The sequence below is a fragment of the Halobacterium litoreum genome (genome assembly GCF_021233415.1).
GTDB lineage: Archaea > Halobacteriota > Halobacteria > Halobacteriales > Halobacteriaceae > Halobacterium > Halobacterium litoreum.
This window is the reverse complement of sequence record NZ_CP089466.1, coordinates 2,531,236-2,552,202: the sequence shown is the minus strand read 5'-3', so window position 1 is coordinate 2,552,202 and position 20,967 is coordinate 2,531,236. Positions and strand designations below refer to the sequence as shown.

At 68.1% G+C, this 20,967-nt stretch carries 20 protein-coding genes; 9 read left to right on the top strand and 11 right to left on the bottom strand.

Annotated features, from left to right (window positions below):
• Nucleotides 1–9: 9 nt before the first annotated feature.
• Nucleotides 10–687: a class I SAM-dependent methyltransferase gene (locus LT972_RS13945; protein ID WP_232570989.1), complete on the bottom strand. Its 678-nt coding sequence runs from the start codon at nt 685–687 to the stop codon at nt 10–12.
• Between the two features lie 369 nt (nt 688–1,056).
• On the opposite strand from LT972_RS13945, the gene LT972_RS13940 reads away from it, so the two are divergent.
• Together LT972_RS13940 and LT972_RS13935 are read left to right on the top strand one after the other, a co-directional pair.
• Nucleotides 1,057–1,494, top strand: coding sequence for a DUF2391 family protein (locus LT972_RS13940; RefSeq protein WP_232570988.1), 438 nt, complete (start codon nt 1,057–1,059; stop codon nt 1,492–1,494).
• A gap of 100 nt (nt 1,495–1,594) precedes the next feature.
• Nucleotides 1,595–2,173 (top strand): DUF7090 family protein, encoded by a 579-nt coding sequence (locus tag LT972_RS13935; protein ID WP_232570987.1) that lies wholly within the window; start codon nt 1,595–1,597, stop codon nt 2,171–2,173.
• Between the two features lie 26 nt (nt 2,174–2,199).
• On the opposite strand, the gene LT972_RS13930 is transcribed toward LT972_RS13935, so the two are convergent.
• From LT972_RS13930 to LT972_RS13910, 6 genes are all read right to left on the bottom strand, one after another.
• On the bottom strand, nt 2,200–2,976 hold the full coding sequence (locus LT972_RS13930) for a DUF7089 family protein (protein WP_232570986.1): 777 nt from the start codon (nt 2,974–2,976) through the stop codon (nt 2,200–2,202).
• Nucleotides 2,977–3,060, bottom strand: coding sequence for a hypothetical protein (locus tag LT972_RS14960; RefSeq protein WP_452176542.1), 84 nt, complete (start codon nt 3,058–3,060; stop codon nt 2,977–2,979).
• Between the two features lie 60 nt (nt 3,061–3,120).
• Nucleotides 3,121–4,668 (bottom strand): MATE family efflux transporter, encoded by a 1,548-nt coding sequence (locus LT972_RS13925; protein ID WP_232570985.1) that lies wholly within the window; start codon nt 4,666–4,668, stop codon nt 3,121–3,123.
• Between the two features lie 128 nt (nt 4,669–4,796).
• Complete coding sequence (locus tag LT972_RS13920) at nt 4,797–5,639, bottom strand: OapC/ArvC family zinc-ribbon domain-containing protein (protein ID WP_232570984.1); 843 nt, start codon at nt 5,637–5,639, stop codon at nt 4,797–4,799.
• Nucleotides 5,639–6,031, bottom strand: a complete 393-nt coding sequence (locus tag LT972_RS13915) for a DUF2073 domain-containing protein (protein ID WP_232570983.1) — start codon at nt 6,029–6,031, stop codon at nt 5,639–5,641. The genes LT972_RS13920 and LT972_RS13915 overlap by 1 nt, the downstream gene beginning before the upstream one ends.
• Nucleotides 6,032–6,037: 6 nt before the next feature.
• Nucleotides 6,038–6,682, bottom strand: coding sequence for an Era-like GTP-binding protein (locus tag LT972_RS13910; protein ID WP_232570982.1), 645 nt, complete (start codon nt 6,680–6,682; stop codon nt 6,038–6,040).
• 1,385 nt (nt 6,683–8,067) lie between these two features.
• Between LT972_RS13910 and LT972_RS13905 the strand changes: the two genes are divergently transcribed.
• Nucleotides 8,068–9,618 carry a Cdc6/Cdc18 family protein gene (locus LT972_RS13905; protein WP_232570981.1) on the top strand — a complete coding sequence of 517 codons (1,551 nt, stop codon included), beginning with the start codon at nt 8,068–8,070 and terminating at the stop codon, nt 9,616–9,618.
• 238 nt (nt 9,619–9,856) lie between these two features.
• On the opposite strand, the gene LT972_RS13900 is transcribed toward LT972_RS13905, so the two are convergent.
• Entirely contained in the window at nt 9,857–10,405 is a 549-nt protein-coding gene (locus tag LT972_RS13900) for a DoxX family protein (protein WP_232570980.1), read from the bottom strand.
• A gap of 157 nt (nt 10,406–10,562) precedes the next feature.
• On the opposite strand from LT972_RS13900, the gene LT972_RS13895 reads away from it, so the two are divergent.
• Together LT972_RS13895 and LT972_RS13890 are read left to right on the top strand one after the other, a co-directional pair.
• On the top strand, nt 10,563–10,940 hold the full coding sequence (locus tag LT972_RS13895; RefSeq protein WP_390226296.1) for a helix-turn-helix domain-containing protein: 378 nt from the start codon (nt 10,563–10,565) through the stop codon (nt 10,938–10,940).
• On the top strand, nt 10,937–11,209 hold the full coding sequence (locus LT972_RS13890) for a DUF7521 family protein (protein ID WP_232570978.1): 273 nt from the start codon (nt 10,937–10,939) through the stop codon (nt 11,207–11,209). The genes LT972_RS13895 and LT972_RS13890 overlap by 4 nt, the downstream gene beginning before the upstream one ends.
• A gap of 43 nt (nt 11,210–11,252) precedes the next feature.
• Here the strand turns inward: LT972_RS13890 and LT972_RS13885 are convergent, their stop codons facing one another.
• The gene (locus tag LT972_RS13885; protein WP_232570977.1) at nt 11,253–11,951 is read right to left on the bottom strand and encodes a S26 family signal peptidase; all 699 of its coding nucleotides are present in this window, start codon (nt 11,949–11,951) and stop codon (nt 11,253–11,255) included.
• Nucleotides 11,952–12,070: 119 nt separating this feature from the next.
• Here LT972_RS13885 and LT972_RS13880 point away from each other — a divergent pair, with 119 nt between their 5' ends.
• The 3 genes from LT972_RS13880 to LT972_RS13870 all read left to right on the top strand — a co-directional run bounded on the left by LT972_RS13880 (nt 12,071) and on the right by LT972_RS13870 (nt 16,273).
• Entirely contained in the window at nt 12,071–13,660 is a 1,590-nt protein-coding gene (locus LT972_RS13880; protein WP_232570976.1) for a DNA-directed DNA polymerase II small subunit, read from the top strand.
• Between the two features lie 93 nt (nt 13,661–13,753).
• Nucleotides 13,754–13,948: a cold-shock protein gene (locus LT972_RS13875; protein WP_232570975.1), complete on the top strand. Its 195-nt coding sequence runs from the start codon at nt 13,754–13,756 to the stop codon at nt 13,946–13,948.
• Nucleotides 13,949–14,128: 180 nt separating this feature from the next.
• Nucleotides 14,129–16,273: a PAS domain S-box protein gene (locus LT972_RS13870; protein ID WP_232570974.1), complete on the top strand. Its 2,145-nt coding sequence runs from the start codon at nt 14,129–14,131 to the stop codon at nt 16,271–16,273.
• 7 nt (nt 16,274–16,280) lie between these two features.
• On the opposite strand, the gene ligA is transcribed toward LT972_RS13870, so the two are convergent.
• Nucleotides 16,281–18,410 (bottom strand): NAD-dependent DNA ligase LigA, encoded by a 2,130-nt coding sequence (ligA, locus tag LT972_RS13865; RefSeq protein ID WP_232570973.1) that lies wholly within the window; start codon nt 18,408–18,410, stop codon nt 16,281–16,283.
• A 105-nt stretch (nt 18,411–18,515) separates the two neighbouring features.
• Between ligA and LT972_RS13860 the strand changes: the two genes are divergently transcribed.
• Complete coding sequence (locus tag LT972_RS13860; RefSeq protein WP_232570972.1) at nt 18,516–19,688, top strand: pyridoxal-phosphate-dependent aminotransferase family protein; 1,173 nt, start codon at nt 18,516–18,518, stop codon at nt 19,686–19,688.
• On the opposite strand, the gene LT972_RS13855 is transcribed toward LT972_RS13860, so the two are convergent.
• The gene (locus LT972_RS13855) at nt 19,685–20,839 is read right to left on the bottom strand and encodes an MFS transporter (protein WP_232570971.1); all 1,155 of its coding nucleotides are present in this window, start codon (nt 20,837–20,839) and stop codon (nt 19,685–19,687) included. The two genes, LT972_RS13860 and LT972_RS13855, sit on opposite strands and share 4 nt — an antisense overlap.
• Nucleotides 20,840–20,967 lie beyond the last annotated feature (128 nt).

Below are 20,967 nucleotides of genomic sequence, written 5' to 3'. Positions count from 1 at the left end.
TCGTACGTTCTACGGCGCGACGCCGACCGTCAACAGGGTGCCGTACGTCCGGTAGCGCTCGACCATGTCCTCGCGCGTCTCGAAGCCCTCGTAGGGGAACTCCGAGGCCGGCGGAATCTCCACGTCCCGGTCCGCGACGTTGTCCTGCTCGGCGACGTGCAGGCCGGCGTCGCGGAACGCCTCCCGGTACTCCGACCGGTCCCACCGCGTCATCTCGACGGTGATGTTGTCCTGCCAGTCGTGGCTGTGGACGTTCTCCTCGTAGTAGTTCACCGCGCAGTAGAACGTCCCGCCGGGCTTCAGCACGCGCCGGATCTCTTCGAGCGTGTGGTGGGGGTCGCTGGCGTAGTAGAACGCCTCCATCGAGAACACGTGGTCGACGGAGTCGTCGGCGAACGGCAGGCTCCCGAAGTCCCCGACGACGAACCCGATCTGGTCGTCGTCCGTGTAGTCGCGGGCGTTCTGCGCCATCGCCGGCGCGCCGTCGAGACCGTAGCCGCGCGCGACGCCGCGCTCCCGGAGCGCGCGCAGGGCGTACCCCGACCCCGTCCCGAGGTCGAGGACGTAGTCGTCGTCCTCCACGGGCATCCGCGCGAGGACGTGTTTCGCGGTCTGCCAGTGGCGCTCCTCCATTCCCCTGTCGCGGCCCGACGCCGCCCACTCGTCGAACTCCTCGCGAACGCTCATACTCGAATCCTCGCCCGCATCGGGCAAAACGCCACCGGACCGCGACAGCACCGTGGCGAGCGACGCCTCCGCCCGACGCCACCGCCGACAGCACCAGCAGACGACACAGCCGACAGCACCAACAGACGCCACAGCCGGTAGCCTGGTGGATTGCAAGGGCGAGGCGCGCTCGCGCTTGCTCGTTCGGTCGCGACGCAAGCACCGACGGAGCGAGTGAAACGAGCGACGAGGCGCGCAGCGAGCGACCGGACGCGAGCGCGCCGAGGGCTTGCAGGCGGCAGTCATCGAGTGACTGTCGAAGCACTACACGGCGACCGGCAATTCCGGAAGCCGATGACACTTTAGCGACTCGTCACGCAAACCACGAGCATGGTCGGGAATCGGAAGCGGTACGCGTACGCGGACACCGCCCAGCAGGTCGTCGGCGGCTTCCTGCTGGCGGGACCGTTCGTCGTCACCGAGGAGGTGTGGCTGCTCGCCAGTCGGATGCAGTGGTACCACGTCGCCGTCACCGTGGCGTTCGTGTTCGCCATCGGCTACGGCGCGCTGTACAAGGCAGACGACGACCGCGACCCGGACCGCGAAGCCGACGTGGCCGGGGTACCGGTGCGGTTCGTCTCGCTGATGGGCGTCTCGTTCGGGGCCGTGTTCGTGTTGTCGCTCGCGCTCACCGCGCCCCACACGTTTGCGACGCAGTTGGAGTTGAGCACCGAGATGGGCGCGCTCGCGTGGCTGACGGCGAAGGCCGCGAGCGTCGGCGCCATCTTCAGCGTCGTCGGCGCGGCGACCGCCGACAGCCTGCTCTGACGCGGCGGTTCGAGCGCGTTCGCCGGCGTCGCGCCGACTCCCTGCCGCCGTCGCTTCCCCGACCCGCAAGGTTAAGACGCCGCGTCCGCTCCCGTCGCGTATGGACTACGACCTCGCTATCGACGGCGCGCCCGACTCCGTCCCCGGGGGCACCGTCGTCCTCCTCCTCCACCCGAGCACGGGGGAGACAGACCGCATGGACACCGACTTCCTGAAGACGGACACCGACCACTTCCTCGTCGTGTCCACGCGAACCACCGCCCGCGAGGTCACGCAGAAACTGGAGTACTACGACGTCGACGAGGACAGCGCGGAGATTCTGGACACGCTGTCGGTCGAGCGCGGCTACTCCCGCCGGGGCGCGAGCCACGTCCACTACGTCTCCTCGCCGGACGACGTGGACGGCATCCTCACCGCCATCGACCAGTTCCTCACCGACAACCCCGGGAAGCGCCGGGTCTCCTTCGACTCGCTGACCGAACTCGCGTACTACGCCGACGAGGCCCAAGCGCTGGACGCCATCCAGCGACTCGGCGGCCTACTGGAGCGCCACGACGCCGTCGCGCTCGTTCACGTCTCCGAGGAGGTCCACGACGCCGAGGACGTCGACGCGTTCCGCGACGCCAGCGACGTCGTCGTCGAGCTCGACGAGGACGGCAACGTGGCGACCGACTACTAACGGGCTGCGGGCCGAACTCACGAGCACTACTCGTCGCCGAAAATCTTCTCCGCCCACGTCACCGCGTACTCGGGGCCGTGGCGTCGGTACGCAACCGAGTCCAGCGCGCCGAACGGCGCCGGCACGTCGACGTCGTGTTTCACCGCCGAGCACGCCAGTTCGGCGGCGTCCGCGAACGAGGTCTCGCCGCGCGCGACTTCGCCCGCGAGGCCGTCCAGTCGGGGTTCGAGGCGCTCGCCGGCGTCCACCCACGCGTCGTAGAGGTCGGGGTAGTCGTCGCCCCACGCCTCGAACTCCTCGCGGGTGTGGAGGCCGCGGTAGGCGTCACAGCACGCCGTCGCGAGTTGGTAGACGGTCGTCGGGTCGCGGTCGACGGCGGCGTCGAACTCGCGGTACGTCTCGCCGAAGAAGCCGAGGAACTGCTCCGGGAGGTCGAGGGCGGCCTCGACGAGCGCCTCGGCGACGAGGAAGTCCGCGAACGCGTCGGGCGTGCCCTCGATGCGGGCTTTCACGAAGACGACCGGCGGCTCGGTCTGCGATGTCCACGCGACGGCGCCGTCGCCGGGCATCCCGACGACGAGGTCGTCCGTGGCGAGTCGACGCAGCAACTCCGGGGCGTCCTCGGGGAGCCACGACTCGTCGTACTCGTGGGGAACGATGCTGTCGGTGAGGAGCGCGAGGTCGTCCCGGTTCGCGGGCGGGAGCACCTCGAAGTCCCGCGCGCAGTCGAGGACGAGCGCGTCGGACGCGTACGCCTCGCGGACGGCCGCGAGGTCGCCCGAGAGGGCGCGCTCGGAGAACATCTACGCGACGTTCAGGAGGACGAACAACGAGAGTACTGCGGCGATGCCGACTGTCGCGAAGACGACTTTCGTGGCCGTGCTCATGTGCGTGGATTCGACCGCTTCGACTTAAATCCGTGTCGTTCGCGTCCGTGAGACAGGGGCTCAGTCGCCGGTCGCTGGCGCGCCGTACGCCCGCCACGCGCCGGACTTGAAGCGCGCGAGGTTGACGGCGGCGCGAGCGTACATGTCCCCGAGAATCGCGGCGTAGACGGCAATCAACCCCAGTCCGAGGCCGGGCGCGAACGAGACGGCGGGAATCGCGAGCGGCCCGAGGGCGTACGGGCCGGCGGAGAGCGCGAAGCCGACCGGGAGCGCGACGAACGCGAGGGGCAGGCGCACCGCGTAGGTGCCGATAATCCCGCCGTAGAACGGCCAGCGCGTGTCTCCCGCGCCCCGCAGGCCGCCCCGGAGTGTGCGCGAGACGGAGAAGCCAGCGACGCCGAGGCCGAACACGCGGATGAACGTCACCGTTAGCCCCACGTCGCCGGCGTCGAACACGCGAGCGATGGGTGCGGCGGCGGCGAAGATGGCGGCGCCGATGAGCAGTTGCGTGACGAGCGCGATGCGGAGCGTCTGCCAGCCGTACTCGGCGGCCTCGTCGGGGTCGTCGGCGCCGAGGCGCTGGCCGACGAGCGTCGAGGACGCCGTCGAGTAGCCCCACGCGGGCATCAGCGCGAGCAACATCACGCGCCGGCCGATGGCGTACGCCGCGACGACGGTGGGGCCGAACGTCCCGAGCACCCAGAGAAACGGGAACCGCCCGAACGTCCGCGAGAGCCGGGTGCCGGCGAGCGGGAGCGCGACGCGCACGATCTCCTTCGCGACGCGCCAGTCCCACTGCTTCCCGCCGAGGTGGAGGGTGACGCTCCACCGGCCCGACAGCAGGACGGCGAAGAACGCGACGCCCGCGACGGCGTTCGAGACGGCGGTCCCCCACGCCGCGCCGACGACGCCGAGTTCCGGGAACACCCACAGGCCGAAGATGAGCACCGCGTTCAACGCGATGTTCGTCGGGAGCGTCACGAGACGGACGTACATCGGGGTGCGGGTGTCGCCCGCGCCGGCGAGCGCGCGGGCGGCGGTCATGCTCCAGAACCGGAACGCGACGGAGAGCATCACGACGCGGAGGTAGTCCGCGCCGAGTCGCGTGGTCTCGGGGTCGCTCGCGAGCAGCGCGACGAGCGGGTCGGCGTACAGCCACGTCCCGACGGTGATGGGGACTGAGACGATGAGGGAGAGCCACAGCGACTGCTTGATGGCGAAGTCAGCGCCCACGTCGTCCTCGGCGCCCTTCAGCCGGGAGACGACGCTGATGGTGCCGGAAGTGAGCGCGAGCGCGAGGCCGAACGGGATGAAGTAGTACTGGAACCCGAACTCGAGGGCGGCGACCGCGGTGGAGCCGGCGGCGATGCTCACCATCAGGAAGTCGGCGGTGCGCAGCAGCGTGCGCAGACCGCCGGTCACCATCGCCGGCACCGCGAGGTCGAACGCCTCCTCGCCCTTCGAGCGGTCGACGAGGCCGAGGCGAGCGAGCAACGCCGGGAACGCCGCGAGGACGCCGGCGAGCCACGACTGGAGCGCCCCGAATCCGCGCGCCAGCGCCGCGACGACGGCCGCGAGGCGCGCCCGGATTCGTCTGCGAAGCGTCATCTATCGGAGACGCGACGCCACAGCGGAAAACAACTTCGCCACGCGGCAAGCGACGAAACGAGAGCGCGGTGGCCGCGGCGCTGTCGAGTGGAAACGGCGGTGTGAAGGATGGAAGTTGGGACTGCTCGCTACTCGGCGTCGGTCGGGTCCGGCGCGTCCCACGCGTCCGGCACCTCGATGACGTACTGGCCGTCCTCCTGGAGCGCGATGATGTACTCCTGGCGGTCGTACAACTCCATGAGGTTGAGTTCGTACTGGCCGGGTGCGACGATGCGGATGGACTCGAACTGGTCGTTCAGTTCCTGCCGGAGCGCTTCGAGGTCCGGTCGGTCCTCCTCGTCGTCGGGCTCTTTGACGACCCGGCCCTCGGAGGCGTCCGGGAGGACGTTCCGGTCGACGACTTCGCTTCGCGCGGACGCCTGGGCCGTGTCCTCGGTGTCGGACGTGCTGGCGTCCACTGCTTCGGCGCCGCCGGTGCCGGAATCGGCGGCCGTCGCGTCGGACTGCGATGTGTCCGACTCGGAGTCGACGGCGCCACCGGCCGGCCCGGCGTCCTCGACGCCCCCCGTTTCGGGTGCAGCGCCGCTCCCGGTCGACGCCTCCGTCGCCGGCGAGTCGTCGGCCGCGGCGGACGCGGACTCGATGGACACGTCCGCAGACGCCGACGTTTCGGGTGGAGCGTCGTCCGCGCTCGCGTCTGCACCCTCGTCTTTCGAGTGCTCCGCGCGTGCGTCGCGCTCGGGCGAGGAATCACGGGACACCGCGTCCCGAACCTTGTTCGCGGCGCGACCCACCGCGCCGCTCACCGACCCGGACTCGCGCTCGGGCGGTTCGGCGTCCTCGGACGGCTCCTCGGGGACGTCACCCGGGTGGTACTGGAACTTGTTCCCGCCGCAGTCGGGACACCCCGAGAGCATCTCCTTCGAGCCGTCGTCGAAGACGTGCCCGCAGTTCGTACACTGGTGGGGCATTACTTGCGTGAGATGAGCGCGCTGATGAGGGTCTCGTCCTTGTGCAGCGACTGAATCTGGTTCGCCGGCCCGATGACCGTCAACTTCGAGGACTCCTGTTTGCCCATCAGGCGACCGAGGAGACTCGTGTCGTTGGTCTCGGACTGCGGGAAACTCTCGATTTCGATGCCGGAGAAGCCGTCCGGGTTGATCTCGCTCATCGTCACCTCGATGAGTTTCGACTCCTCGTCGGGCGTCAAGCCGGACTCGAGGACGACGATGTTGCCGTCCCGGACGCCGTCGAGGATGAGTCGAATCTTCTCCATCGACGTCTTCCCGGACATGCGTTCGCTACTGATGAGGTCGACCTGGACGCCCTCTTCGGGCCCGTCGCCGCTGGTAGTTTCAGGCATGGACAATCACGCGAAGTACTCCGCGATCTTCTCGTAGACCTCGTCCATGTTCTCGCCTTCCAGCGCCGAGAGCGGAATCGTCTCGTGTTGCGGGAACGCGTTCGAGATCTGCTGGATGTTGGCGTCCTCGAGGTCCGTCTTGTTCGCGAGGATGAGCACCGGGAGGTCCCGGGACTCGATGATGCCGATGAGCATCGTGTTCACCTGCGTGAACGGGTCGGTCGTCGAGTCCAGCACGTAGATGACGCCGTCAACGTCCTCGCGGAGCCAGTGCATCGCCTCGGCGACCCCCTCGGTCGCCTCGCGGGAGCGACGCACGGCCTCCTCTTTTTCCATGTCGTGTTCGAGGAACTCCGAGTAGTCGACTTTCGTCGTCACGCCGGGCGTGTCGACGATGTCGATGTTGACGGTCTTCCCGTTGCGTTCGATCTCGACGTTCTCCTTTCGGCGCGCGCGACGCGTCTCGTGAGGGATGTGGCTCTCGGGACCGACCGCGTCGCCCGTCCAGTCGCGGGCGATGCGGTTCGCGAGGGTCGTTTTCCCCGCGTTAGGCGGTCCGTAAATCCCGATTCGTTTCGGTTCCGAGTCGTCGTCGAACAGGCTCGACGTGACCCGAGAGATGCTGTCTCTGAGTTCTGCGAACAGTCCCATCCTTGACCTCCATACGCACCCCGCGCCTTGTATGTTTGACGCAGGATACGGACGGTTATCTGGAGAACTCCCGGCGAGACAACTTAAACCTACGTCAGACGGGCGTCTCCGGAGCGCGGAGTAGGCCGACGTTTCGAGTCGAACGAGGGCGGTGACTCCGGTGTGTCGGTGAACCGTCCGCGTGACGTCGGCTCGACGGGAAACGGGGCGGAGTGCCTAGGGAGGGACGGGGCGGAGTGCTTGAGAAAGAACGAGCCGGAGTGTTGGGGAGGAACAGGTCGGGGTGAGGGAATAGGTAGGATTGGACTAGAAAGAGAGGGCGGGTGGTTCGTGACGAGTGGTACCAAGAGACGTCGACGACCGGGCATCTAGCCCCCACCCCTTCGTTTCGGGTGGAACGAGAGTGAGCCGCGGTGGGGTGTCCGCGAGAACGGGAGTGAGCCGGCAAGACAGAACTAGAACTAGACCACTTCCCCACCCAAACTAACGGTTCGTTCTGGTTTGCGGATTCTGTTTTGACAGTAGTCACTTAGTCTTTTCCTAATCAAGTACCCATCTCGCTCTCTCACCTCTCCCGCCTATTCTCCGCTCCACCCGAAACGAAGGGGTGGGGGGCCACCCCACGCCCCGCACCCCAACCCCCACGTTTCGAGTGGAAACCCCACCACACTCCAATCTCCACCCGTTCTCGTCTCACTCTCACCACACTCCTCCGCTCCGCTCTCGCTGCTTTCCTGTTGTTCTCTCGCTGCTCGCCCCTCCCCGCGACTGCTTCTCGTATTTCCCGCTGCTCCCTTCGTTCCGTCACGAGCCTGCACACGATCGACACTCGATACAACCATTCACAGTCGGCGCGGCGAACCGCGACCGAATCGAGTCGACGTTACGACGCCCCCGAACCGAACGAACCACCGAGACATTCCTCGTCGTCACTCGTCGACTTTCGCACTCACACCTCCCGTCGACTCCTGCACCCCATACTTCCCGCTGACTCCCGTACCCGCACCTCTCACTCGTCCAGACTCACCCTCCCACTCGTCCAGACTCTCCCCTCCTTTTCACCTCGTTCTCTCTCCCCCAATTCTCTCCCGCTGCCTCCGTTCCACTCGAAGCGTACCGCCCCAGATTGCCGTCGTTACTGTTCTCGTCCACATCACCTGACGCGTCGCGGCGCACAAAGCGGCGTTACGAACTCCCTACCCGTCGTTTCGCTCCGGCCACCACCCATCGAAACTTATTAGTCTCTCTCGTTTCCATTGGTTCATCTGCATCAACTGGAGCGGTGTTCGATACGCCCTGCGAGAAACCGGCGGTACTGGCGTTCTCCGGGGTGCTGTCATCCGAAACCGCTCTCCACACGAAACGAAGGGGTATTCGAGCAAAACATGTCAGACGAACCGACGCCGGACGGACGCCGACGCGCCGACCGGGACTTCGACGTCGACCTCGACGACGTACTCGACGACGAGGACGGCGACGAGGGCCTGTTCGACGACCTGCTCAGCGGCGAGCCCATCTTCGAGAACAAGGAGGTCCTGCGCCCGTCCTACACGCCACACGAACTCCCGCACCGCAAAGACCAGATCAACAACATGGCGACCATCCTGGTCGCCGCGCTGCGGGGCGAGACGCCGTCGAACATCCTCATCTACGGGAAGACGGGGACCGGGAAGACCGCGAGCGCGAAGTTCGTGAGCCAGGAACTGGAGAAGACCTCCCAGAAGTACGACGTGCCCTGCGAGGTCGAGTACATCAACTGCGAGGTGACGGACACCCAGTACCGCGTGCTCGCGCAGCTCGCGAACACGTTCATCGAGCAGAACCGGGCGTTCGTCGACGACCGCGTCGCGAAACTCCAAGACCTCCGGAACGAGGCCGAGGCCGACCCGTCCGCACTCGAAACGGAGGGCGACGCGTTCGACGCGACGCCCGAGGACGGGGCCGGCGCCGGAGACGACGCCGACGACTTCGGTGACCTCCGTGAGCAGTTCGACTCCATCGACGAGATAGACGAACAGATAGAGACGCTCCTCCAGGAGAAATCGGAGATGGAGGAAGTCCCGATGACGGGGTGGCCGACCGACCGCGTGTACGCGACGTTCTTCGACGCCGTCGACTACGTGGAACGCGTCGCCGTCATCATGCTCGACGAGATCGACAAACTCGTCGAGAAGTCCGGGGACGACACGCTGTACAACCTCTCCCGGATGAACTCCGAGTTGGACAACTCCCGGGTTTCGATTATCGGTATCTCGAACGACCTGAAGTTCACCGACTTCCTCGACCCCCGAGTCAAATCGAGTCTGGGCGAGGAGGAGATCGTCTTCCCGCCGTACGACGCGAACCAACTCCGGGACATCCTCCAGCACCGCTCGGAGGTGGCGTTCAAGGCGAACGCGCTCTCCGAGGACGTCATCCCGCTGTGTGCGGCGTTCGCCGCGCAGGAACACGGGGACGCCCGCAGAGCCCTCGACCTGCTCCGGACGGCGGGGGAACTCGCGGAGCGCGACCAGTCCGACGACGTCACCGAAGCCCACGTGCGTCGCGCGCAGGACAAGATAGAACTCGACCGCGTGGTGGAGGTCGTGCGCACGCTCCCGACCCAGAGCAAACTCGTCCTGTACGCCATCCTCCTCTTGGAGGACAACGGCGTCCACAACGTGAACACGGGCGAGGTGTACAACATCTACAAGACGCTCTGCGACGAGTTGGACGCCGACGTGCTCACGCAGCGCCGCGTCACCGACCTCATCTCAGAACTCGACATGCTCGGCATCGTCAACGCCGTGGTGGTGTCGAAGGGCCGGTACGGGCGCACCAAAGAAATCTCGCTCTCGGTGCCGGTCGAGGAGACGGAGGCCGTCCTCGAAGCCGACTCCCGGCTGAGTGACATCGAGAACGTCACGCCGTTCGTGCAGGCCAGATTCGACAACTGACCGCTCGCGCTCTCGTTGTCGTTTCCGTTCACGCTCACAGTGCGTCGATGGCAACCCTCCTCGAACTGCGGCGCGTTCCACCCGAAACGGGTGGCCGTGACACACCCTTCCAGTTCCACTGGAACTGTTGCCAATACGTCCTCTAGTGGCGCGTAACGGCAGTATCGAAGAAATGATCGGTCCACCCGAAATGTCGGGTGGTGGCCAGCGCGCAGCCGGCTGTCGGGTCTCGGGCGTGCTACCCGAGGAGGTAGCGCAGCCACGCGTTGTGCTTCACGACGTCGAGTCGCTCGAGGTAGGCGTCCACGCCGAGGATGCGCCCGGCGCCGAACGCCGCGACCGCGAGGAACACGAGCATGTACGCGAAGTCGCCGTTCACGTAGCCGTGTCCGACACTCCAGTTCCCGAAGTAGAACATCAGCATCATGAACGCCCCGAAGAACGCGGCGAGTCGGGTGACTGCGCCGAGCAGGAGCGCGACGCCGATGAGCGCCTCGCCGACGGGAACGGCGACGTTCACGAAGTCGAGGAACCACGGGGTGTTGGCCATCCACGCGAACATCCCCTCGAGCGGGTTGCCGTTCGCGGCGGCGACGTTCGTGAGGTAGCCGCCGGCGGCGAACCCGCCGCCGAGGAGTTTGTCGACGCCCGAACTGAGGAACGCGTACCCCATCATCAGGCGGAGCGCGAGGACGAACCACGCGCTCAGGCTGTGGGCTTTGCCGCGGACCGTGACACCGCCGAAGCGGGATTCGAATACGTTGGGGCCGGCAGTTTGCTGGCTCATAATGTTTCCCTCCGAGTAGTCCTACGACGCTCTCTGACATATACCGAGCAGGCAGTTCCCACGCGGTGAACACTGTTCTCGGGCCCTGGGAATCGCGATTTCCGGTGCGACGAGCGCGTCGAACGAATTATACGCCGGGGCTACCGACGTGCGGACGTTGATGCGCGCCCCGTTCGATTCGGACGACGCACCCGAACTGCAGGACGTCCTCGACGCGCTGGACGACGAGGGGTGCCGAAGCATCATCGAGGCGCTCGACGAACCGATGACCGCGAAGGACATCGCCGACGAGAGCGGCGTCCCGCTGTCCACGACTTACCGGAAACTCGACCTGTTGACGGACGCCGCGCTGTTGGAGGAGCGGGCGGTCCTCCAGCCGGACGGCCACCACACGACGAAGTACGAGGTCGCGTTCGAGGAGGTTGTCATCCAACTTGGCGAGGACCGCCGACTCGACGTCGGCATCGCTCGGCCGCCGTCGTCCACGGACGAGCGCCTCGAAACGCTCTGGGCTGAGGTGAGCAAGGAAACATGAGATACTACACGGTCGTCGTCGCGTTGAAGACAGTCACGCTACTGCTCGGCGGTCTCGTCACGTACTTCGCGTCGAAGGCGTGGCGCCGCACCGGGTCGCCGGCGCTGCGGTCGCTCGCTATCGGCTTCGGGTTCGTCACGCTCGGGTCGCTGTTGGCGGGCGTCGCGGACCAGGTGCTCGCGATGGACCGCACGTTCGCGACGCTGACGGAGAGCGCGCTGACTGCCGTCGGGTTCGCGGTCATCGTCTACTCGCTGTACGCGGACTGATCGACGGGAGAGGTACGCGGACTGACCGACGGAGAGAACCGAGTCAGACTACGACCGGCGGCGCGACGGTGCCGCCGGCGGCCGTGCCGGAGACGGTGAGGCGGACCCAGCCGAGCCACGGGATGCGGTACTCGGCGGTACCCTCTATCCACTCGGGTTTGACCGGACTGGAGATGCCGCGTGCCTGGTCGTAGTAGTCGTTCGTGAGTTCGTTGTCGCCTTTCGTGATGAAGCCGGCGTGGGGCGCGGGGCAGTTCCGGAGTTGGTCGCAGTTCGCGGCGTCGACGTAACTCTCGTTTGCCCTGTCGTACCAGTTCTCGCCGGCGTCCACCCAGAAGCGCGCGCGGTGTATCACCGGTGTCTGCCTGGCGTTCCCGTAGGGCTTGTAGACGACGACGTCCCCGGGGCCGCCGAACTTCCGGAAGTCGTGTTCGCCGGCGTCCTGTGCGGCGACGACCCCGGTTTCCCCGGTGGCGTACTCGGGGCTGAAGCGGTGTTCCTCCATCACGAACACGAGGTCGCCTTTCTCCATGTTCGGCTGCATGCTCCCGCTCTCGACGGCGACGAGCGGCGGCCACACGCCGCTGACGGAGAACAACAGCATCCCGACGAGCGCGACGGCGAGCGCGCTGGACGCGGCCTCCCGGACGAACAACACGACGGGGTGTTCGGTGCGGAGGAACCACCGGATGGCGTCGCGGGGGCCGCCGAGCGGGTCAGGCACGTCGTCGCCTGTCGTCATTCACTCGTCGGTTCGTCGCTCCCGCGTTTCAACTTTCCCCTCTCGCCACCGCATCCCGTCGAACTGTCGGCTCTCTGGGACCGCCACCCTTTTGCTGGCTGTGCGCCTTCGACCGTGGTGTGCCACTGGAACCCCCGGTGCGGGTGGTCCGCGAACTGACCAGCCGGGGCTACAACGCTGACCGGGAGGCCGTGACTCTGCTCGCGGGCGCGGACGACCCGGCCGACGCCGTCGAGCGTGCGGTCGACGAGGCGCCCGCCGACGCGCTCACGCTCACCGCCGACCACGTCCGCGGGGTGCTGGCGGACGCGACGCCGGACGCCGAACCGACTGGCGCTGGGGGGCCGTCCGACTCGGACGCCGATTCGACTCCCGCCGACCGACACACCACGTCTTCGACTGGAACCGAAACCACGACGGACCGTGGGGCAGAGGTTACCACTCCACCGGAAACGAAGGGGGTCGAGCGTGGCGGGGAGTCGGCCCGCGACGCGAACGCCGACCTGCGGAGCGTCGACGTCGCCGGCGACATCACCGGCGAGTCCACGGGGACCGGCGAGTACAAGCACTTCGTCGCGACGTTCCGGGACCGCTACGACAAACTCTCGAAGAAACTCCGCGGGCGCGTGAACCACCGCCCGACGGACGCGCTCGACTCGATGCCCGGCGGGAGCGAGGCTGCCGTCGTCGGTATGGTCAACGACGTGCGTTCGACGGCCAGCGGCCACTGGCTCGTCGAACTGGAGGACACGAACGGCGTGTTCCCCGCGCTCGTGATGAAAGACCGCGACATCGCCGCGCACGTCGACGAACTCCTCATGGACGAGGTCATCGCCGTCGAGGGGACGCTCTCGGACGACGGCGGCATCATCTTCGCGGACGACCTCCACTTCCCCGACATCCCGCGCACGCACGACCCCAGCACCGCCGACCGCCACGTGCAGGCGGCGCTCGTCTCCGACGTCCACGTCGGCAGCCAGGAGTTCGCGGGCGAGGCGTGGGACGCGTTCGCGGACTGGCTCCACACCCCAGAGGCGGAGACGGTGGAGTACCTGCTCGTCGCGGGCGACATGGTCGAGGGCGTCGGCGTCTACCCCGACCAGGACGAGGAACTCGACATCGTCGACCTCTACGAGCAGTACGAGGCGTTCTCGGAGCGCCTCAAGGACGTGCCCGGCGACATGGAAATCGTGATGATTCCGGGGAACCACGACGCCGTCCGCCTCGCCGAACCCCAGCCGGCGTTCGACGAGGAACTCCGGGACATCATGAGCGCACACGACGCCCAGTTCACCGGCAACCCATCCACCGTCACCATCGAGGGCGTCTCCGTCCTGATGTATCACGGCGTCTCCATCGACGAGGTCATCGCCGAGTATCCGGGCGACGAAGTGTCCTACGACCACCCCCATCGCGCGATGGAACACCTCCTCCGGAAGCGCCACGTCGCCCCGCAGTTCGGCGGCCGCACCCGCCTCGCGCCCGAGGAGAAAGACTACCTCGTCGTCGACGAGGTGCCCGACGTCTTCCACACCGGCCACGTCCACAAGCTCGGCGTCGGCGGCTACCACAACGTCCGCCTGGTCAACTCCGGCTGCTGGCAACACCAGACCGAGTTCCAGAAGTCCGTCAACATCGACCCCGACGTCGCCACCGCGCCCATCCTCGACTTGGACACGCTTGACGTGACTGTCCGAAAGTTCGTGTGAAACAGCGGTATTTTAGACGCTCGTCCACCGGACGGTCGTGGTAACGCGACCCTCGGAACCCTTATCCCCGAAACGGCCCTGTGTTTGTTTGCAATGGCAGAAGGTAAGGTTGACTTCTTCAACCAGACTGGCGGTTACGGTTTCATTTCCACCGAGGACGCTGACGACGACGTTTTCTTCCACATGGAAGACGTGGGCGGCGCGGACCTCACGGAGGGCACGGAAATCGAGTTCGACATCGAACAGGCACCCAAGGGTCCGCGCGCGACGAACGTCGTCCGCGCGTAACTCCGGTCTCTGAATCTAGGGCGGTTTTTTCCGCTTTCCAGTCGCGTAGCGGCGTCGCTGCTCGCCGACGGGAACCGACTGGGTGGGCTCGCGTTTTCTCCGCTTGATAGCGCGTCGTCGGTCGTGAACGCAACCCTAGTCGCTAAGTAAGACGACGAGTATTGAGGGCCAACGACAGTAATGATGGACGCCGCGACCGTCGCCGACCAGTTCCCGGAGCCAGTACTCGCAATCGACGACGGCGGTGCAGTCGCCTACGCGAACGACCAGTTCCTCGACACGACCGCCCTCGACCGCGACGCGGTCACCGGTTCGTCGTACACCGACCTCGACCGCGTGTTCGCCGAGGGGTTCTCTCGGCTCCGGGACGCCGTGTCGGTCGTGGCGTCCCTGGAGACCGACGAGCGCCACGTGCAGGCGACCGTCGCGCCGGCCGACGGCGCGTCGGCGGAACGCGTCGGCGCGCGCGTCACTCGACTCGGCGACGACCGCGACGCGTCTGTCCTCGTCGTCCTCCGGGCCGCGGCCGACCAGTCCGGCGAACCCTTCGACGAGTCGCTCCACCACGAGATGGTCTCGCTTTCGAGTGACGTGCTCACCATCGTCGACGAGGACGGCACCATCACGTACGTCAGCTCGTCGGTGCGTCGCGTCCTCGGCTACGACCCCGAGGACCTCGTCGGGGAGAGCGGCTTCGACTACCAGCACCCCGCGGACCGCCGAAAGGTCGCGGACGCGCTGACCGAGGCCACGTCGAATCCGGGCGAACCGGTGTCCGTCGAAGTGCGGTTCCGGCACGCCGACGGGTCGTGGACGTGGATCGAGTCGACGATTCGAGACCCGCGAGAGAACGACGCGATCGACGGCCTGCTCGTGAGTAGCCGGGACGTCACCGGTCGCCGCGGCCGCCAGCGCGACCAGGAGCGCGCCGAGACGCTGTTCGAGAACACGCAGGACGCGCTGTTCGTGGTCGACGTGGGCGGGGGCGCCGACGAGTTCCGGCTGACGCGCGTGAACGGCGCCTACGAGCGACTGACGGGGCTGTCGAACGAACAGCTGACCGGACGGACGGTCGAGGAGGCGTTCGGTCCGGACGACGGCGGCGACATCGCCGCCCGCTATCGCGAGTGCGTGACCCGACGGGAACCGATAGAGTACGTCGAGGAGCTGTCGGTCCCCGAGCCCGGGTCCCACTGGGACACGCGAATCGCGCCGGTCGTCGTGGACGACGAGGTCGTCCAACTGGTCGGTGCGACGCGGGACGTGACGACGGTTCGGGAGCGCGAGCAGGCCCTGGAGCGCTCCGAGCGACTGCTGGAGACGCTGCCGGTCGGCGTCTACCAGCACGCGTCGGACACCGACGACGGGTTCCGGTTGGTAAACGAGAAGATGGTCGACATCCTCGACGCGGAGTCGAAGGCCGACCTGCGCGCGCGGCCGGTGGCGAGTTTCTTCGCCGACCCGTCGGCGTGCCGGGCGTTCGTCGAGCGCCTCACCGAGCGCGGCGTCGTTCGTGACGAACATCTCCGCTTGGAGACGCTGTCCGGCGACACCATCTGGGGGTCGGTGACCGCGATAGCTCACGAGGTGGACGGCGAGACGGTGTACGACGGGGCCATCCAGGACGTCACGGAGCGCGAGCGCTACGAGCAGCGCCTGGAGAGCCAACGCGACGACCTCGAAGTCCTGAATCAGGTGGTTCGCCACGACATCCGGAACAACCTCCAGTTGGTGACCGCGTACGCGGACATGGCCGCCGACCACGTCGACGACGCGGGCCGGGCTCACGTCGGGAAGATACAGGAGGGCGCGTCGCAGGCGGTCGAACTGACGGAGACGGCCCGGGAGCTCGCGGGCGTGATGATGACCGAGGAGACGACGACCCACGCGGTCGGGCTGGCGTCCGTACTGGAGCGCGAAGTCGCCGAACTCCGGGACGCGTACGCGGACGCCGACGTGACGGTGGCGGGCGAGCTTCCGGCCCGAACCGTTCTCGCGAACGAACTCCTCGACTCGGTGTTCCGGAACCTCCTGAAGAACGCCGTCCAGCACAACGACACGGACGCCCCCGCGGTGACGGTGTCCGCCGAACCGCGCGACGAGTCGGTCGTGGTTCGCGTGGCGGACAACGGGCCGGGCGTGCCGGACAGCCGGAAGGAGGACGTCTTCGGGAAGGGCGAGAAGGGATTGAACAGCGCGGGTACCGGTGTCGGCCTCTACCTCGTGCGGTCGCTCGTGGAGACGTACGGCGGCAGAGTGTGGGTCGAGGACAACGACCCGAGGGGAGCGGTGTTCGCGGTGGAACTGCCGACCGTCGAGGTGTAAGCCGCCGTCACCGCGTTGGGTCGACGCCGCGCTCGGCGAGCAACTCGAAGAACTCCGCGGGCGAAATCTGTGGAACGTCGTTGGCGTCGGCGTCCTCGCGCTTCGACTGGCCCGGATTGGCGCCGACGACGAGGTAGTCGGTGTTCCCGGAGACCGACGACGTGGCGTTCGCGCCGTGGCGCCCCACGAGGGCCTGCAGGTCGCCGCGCGTCCAGTCCTCGACGCTCCCGGTGAACACGAACGTCAGGCCGTCGAGCGCGTCGCCGTCGGTGGATTCGACCGGTTCGGGTTCGCCGAGTCGGGACTCGTCGCGCAGGCGCTCGATGACGCGGCGGTTCCGGTCGTTATCGAGGAACTCCCGAAGGTGGCGTGCGACCACGTCGCCGACGCCGTCGACGGCGCGGAAGTCGGCCTCGCTGGCGTCCAGCACCGCGTCCAGCGTCCCGAACTCGGCGGCCACGTCGCGCGCGACGGTCGGTCCGACCTCGGGGATGCCGATGGACGCGAGGAACTTCCCGAGCGGCGGGTGGCGCGCGGCGTCCAGTTCGGCTTTCAGGTTCTGCGCGCTCGTCTCGCCCCACCCCTCTAGTTCCGCTATCTCGTCGACCGACCGGTCGTAGAGGTCCGCCACGTCGTGTTCGACCAGCCCCGAGTCGACGAACTGCTCGGCGGCCTGCTCGCCGATGCCCTCCACGTCCAGCACGCTCGCGAAGTAGCCGACCGACCGCACGAGTTGGGCGGGGCACGCGAGGCCGCCCGTGCAGTACGCCATCGGTCCGTCGAACTCCACGTCGCTCCCGCAGCGCGGGCACGCATCCGGGAACTCGAAGTGCCCCTCGGAGTGGGACGCGACGACTTCCTCGACGTACGGAATCACGTCGCCGGCGCGCTGGACGCGCACCTCGTCGCCGACGCCGACGCCCATCTCGGCTATCTCCTCGGGGTTGTGGAGGCTCGCCCGCGACACCGTCACGCCGCCGACTTCGACGGGTTCGAGGAGCGCGACCGGCGTCAGGCGGCCCGTCCGCCCGACCTGCACGACCACGTCCGAGATGGTCGTCACCTCCGAGCGCGCCGGGAACTTGTAGGCGTACGCCCACCGGTAGTGTCGGGCCGTCACGCCGAGTTCGACGCACTGCCGGCGGTCGTCGACTTTCACGACGACGCCGTCGATTTCGTAGTTCAGGTCCTCTCGCTCCGCGCCGAGGTCGTTCCGGTACGCCACGATTTCGTCCGCCGTCTCCACGCGCTCGGCGCGGTCGTTGACTTTCAGCCCCCACGTCGGGAGCGCCTCGTGTTCGGCCCAGTGCGTGTCGATGCCGGCGTCGAGGCCGCCCCGCGAGGCGTCCGGTTCGACCGCGTCGCGGGACTCACCTGCAGCCAACACATCGTAGAAGAAACAGTCGAGCGGGCGCTCGGCGGTGACACTCGGGTCGAGTTGGCGGAGCGTGCCCGCGGCGGCGTTCCGGGGGTTGGCGAACGCGTCGTCGCCGCGCTCCACGCGCTCGGCGTTGTACGCCTGGAACGCGTCACGGGGGATGTAGACTTCGCCGCGCACGACGAGGAACGCGGGCGGGTCGCCCCGCAGGCGCTGGGGGACGCTCTCGATGGTGCGGACGTTCTCGGTCACGTCCTCGCCCGTCTCGCCGTCGCCGCGGGTGGCGGCGCGGACGTACTCGCCGTCCTCGTAGACGACTTCGACGGAGAGGCCGTCGAACTTCGGTTCGCAGACGAATCGGGCGTCGCCGACCTCGCGTTCGACGCGCGCGACGAAGTCCCGCACGTCGGCCTCGTCGCCGCTGGAGTCGATGGAGAGCAGAGGCGCGACGTGGTCGACGGAATCGAGTTCGTCGAGCGGTTCGCCGCCCACCCGGCGGGTAGGGCTGTCCTCGGTCGCTACGTCGAAGGCGTCCTCCAACTCCTGCAGGCGCGAGAACAGCGCGTCGTACGCTCGGTCCCCGATGACGGGGTCGTTCGCGACGTAGTACCGGTAGTCGTGGTAGCGAATCGCCTCCCTGAGGCGTTCGGCCTCGGCGGCGGCCGCCTCGGCGTCGAGGTCCGCGGCCGGCACGAAGTCGGTGTCCGGGTCGCGGACGTAGGGGTTGTCCTCGGGGGCGTCCTCCTCGGCGTCGGGCATACACCGGGGTAGGCGGGGCGGGGTGGTAAGCGATTGGGGGACGGACACTCGGCAGGAGTTGCACCCACCCCGCCTCCTTATCCGGTCCGGCGACCTGTCTCCGGTATGCGCGAGGACTTCCTCCTCTTGAACCCCGGTCCCGTCCCGGTGACTCGCGAGGTCCGCGAGGCGATGAGCGAGCCGATGGTCTCGCATCGCTCCGCGGCCTTCGAGGCCGTCTACGAGCGAGCCCAGACCCACCTCGATTACGTGTTCGAGCACTCGACGCCCGACGGCGCGAGCACGTCCGCGGGCGGCACCTCGCTGATTCTGAACGGCACGGCGACGATGGGGATGGAGGCCGCCGTCGCGAATCTGACCGACCGCCACAGCGAGGTCGTGTCGGTCGTCAACGGGAAGTTCGGGCGTCGGTTCGCGCGCATCGCGGACCGGCACGGCGACGCGACCCAGGTGGCCTTCGACTGGGGGGAGTCCGTCGACCTCGACGCCGTCGCGGACGCCGTCACCGACGAGACCGAGGTGGTGACGATGGTCCACAACGAGACGAGCACGGGCGTCCTGAACCCCGTGGAGGCGGTCGGCGAGATAGCCGCCGAGCACGACGCCCGCTACGTCGTGGACGGCGTGACGAGCATCGGCGGCGACGAGTTCCGCATCGACGACTGGCACGTCGACGTGGCCGTGACCGACGGCCAGAAGGCGCTCGCGGCGCCGCCGGGCGTCAGCGCGCTGTACGTCGCCGACGACGCGAAACCGCACGTGGACGGCGAGAAGGCGCCGTTCTACGAGGACCTCGACTGGCACCTCCGGAAGGCCGACTCCCACCAGACGCCCTTCACGAGCGCCGTCCCCCTGTTCCGTGGGCTGGCCGAAGCGACCGCGGACATCCACGAGGAGGGGATGCCCGACCGCATCGCGCGCCACCGCCGGCAGTCAGAGGCCTTCAGGGAGGCGTTCTGGGCGATGGGCCTCGAGTCGTTCCCGGACCTGAACGAGCACGCCGAGTTCTCGAACACGCTCACCGCGATTCGCCTGCCGGAGGGCGCCCGCGGCGACGACGCGCCCGCCTTTTTCGACGCCGTCGAAGCACGGGGCGTCTCCATCAGCGGCGGGCAGGCCCACCTCGGCGGCGACATCTTCCGCGTGTCGAACATGGGCGGCCTGTCCAGCGAGCAGATTCTCCGCGGGATTCGCACCATCGGGGAAGCGTTCCGCGAGGTCGGCGTCGACGCCGACACCGAGGCCGCGCTGGACGCGGCCCGCGAGTGCCTGCGCTAATCGAGGCGCAGTAGCGCCGGGAGCGCGAGCGCGGCCAACAGCAGTTCCGTGCCGCCGGCGAGGAGGAACGCGGATTCGAACCCCCAGCTTTCTGCGACCCAGCCGCCGCCGACGATGCCGGCGAGGAAGCCCAGCGACCCGGCGGCGTTGAAGCCGGCCATGCCGACGCCGCGCTCGTCGTCGCCCGCGATGTCGGTGACGAGCGCCATCGTGGCGGGCGCCATCAGCGCGCCGAGCACGCCGACGACGACCATGCCGCCCTGCGCGAGGCCGAGCGCGGGCGCGAAGCCGACGCCGACGACGGCGAGGCCGTACGTGGCGGAGCCGACGGCGATGGGTATCGTGCGGCCGATGCGGTCCGAGAGCCGGCCGAAGGGGTACTGGAGGAGCGCGAACGGCGCGAAGAACAACGCGAGCGTGAGCCCCGTCGCGCCGGCGTCGAGGCCGAACTCCTGTCGGAAGTACAGCGTGCCGACGAGCGCGAAGAAGCCGGCGGTGAACCGGTCGATGAACCCGAACGCGTACGGGACGGACAGCGACGGGCGATTCGAGAGGACGCGGAGGCCGGCGCGCAGCGAGTCGCCGTGGCCCTCGGGCGCGCGGTCGGGGACGCGGAGCGCGAAGACGCCCGCCAGCGCGAGGACGGCGCCGCCGACGACGAGCGGGAGGCGGGGCGCGATTTCGGTGAGTTCGCCGCCGACGGGCGCGCCGAGCGCGGTGCCGAGGCCGATGGCGATGCCGGCGGCGCCCATGTTCTTGCCGTGGTCGTCCGAGAGGTCCATCAGCATCGTCATCGCGAGGGAGAACGCGCCGATGGTGACGGCGCCCTGTGCGGCGCGGAGAACGAGCGCGCCGGCGAGGCGGACGTTCGCGGCGGCGAGCGCGCCGTAGCCGACGCCGCCGGCGACGGCGCCCATCGCGATGAAGGGGACGCGGCGGCCGGCGCGGTCGCTGAGCGCGCCCCAGACGCCGGCGAACGCGACGAACGCGCCGAATTCGGCGGCGAGGAACCACCGGCTGGCGGTCTCGGGGTCGCTGGCGTCGAACGCGGCGACGAGGTCGGTGGCGCCGGGGTAGAGGAGGACTTGCGCGAACAGCACGGCGAACACGACGCCGGCGAGGGACGCGCGTTCGCGTCGGACGTCGCTCACGGCGCCCTCCGTCCGGCGTTCGCTCGCGCGCCGACCGTCCACCGCGGGGGTTCCGGACGCGGGCCGGTCGGTCGGTTCCGGCAGTCCATGTCCGAGTCGTGGGAGCGAACTGCCAAGTACGCGGTGGA